The organism is Salinimicrobium maris (assembly GCF_049680855.1).
Taxonomy (GTDB): Bacteria; Bacteroidota; Bacteroidia; order Flavobacteriales; family Flavobacteriaceae; genus Salinimicrobium.
On record NZ_JBMPGS010000017.1, the window covers coordinates 1 to 865 of the forward strand.

General features: G+C 37.8%; 1 protein-coding gene. It reads right to left on the reverse strand.

Annotation, left to right across the window (positions count from 1 at the left end):
* Positions 1–656, reverse strand: a 656-nt coding sequence (locus ACOV1Q_RS15860; protein ID WP_424495382.1) for an IS110 family transposase, incomplete at its 3' end; no start/stop codon positions are given.
* Between the last annotated feature and the right edge of the window lie 209 nt (positions 657–865).

Below are 865 nucleotides of genomic sequence, written 5' to 3' on the forward strand. Positions count from 1 at the left end.
TCAAAGTTGGAAAATCCGTCGGTTAAAACAATCAACATAATCGCGGTCTTACTGCCCATCCCGGGAATACTTTTCAGAAGGGTTAATTGTTTTTGTTGCTCTTCCTTTACGATCTCCGTCAGACGGTCCTCCAGGATCTGGATTTCTTTCTGGACTGCTTTTAGAGAACGATTTAAAGAATGATATACTGTCTTAGATGGTTTGCCCAGGGTTTTCTCTCCGTGCAGCTTATTCTTTAAGGCAGTGCTTTGTTTTAGATAAATATCGATCAGGCGCATGAGCTGTAGACATTCCGCCTGGTTCTTTTCCCTTGCAGTATATAATGGAACTTCATTTACAGTGGCATAATCACAAATGGCTTTTGCATCAGACTTATCTGTTTTTATTCTGGAAAGTCTCATTTGGATAAACCTTTTAACTGACAATGGATTTACTACAGAGACCTTTACGCTTTGCTCATACAGGAACTGAGCCAACCGGTAATGATAGTATCCTGTGGCTTCCATTACGACTAAAGCATCGGCAGAAAGAGCTTTTTGAAAGGCTTTAAATCCAGTACCATCATTCTTAAACTGAGAGTGAGTTCCTTTGGAGTCTACAACATCAAATACATTTTTACTGATGTCTACTCCATAAATTTGGCTACATTTATTCATAGATAATTGATTAGGAAAGGACGCCTACTTTGCTTTCAACAACTTAAAAACGAGATCAAAGTCTCATAGAACTGAACGAAATTGAAGTAGAAAAGAGAGGGGATTATCAATGTTGTCGGAATCTCCAGGTTCCCATGAATAACATAACCTTAATCCTCTCTTTTGTTCTTTCTGATTAGTAATTAAAAGTTAGGAAATCAAACTTAAGA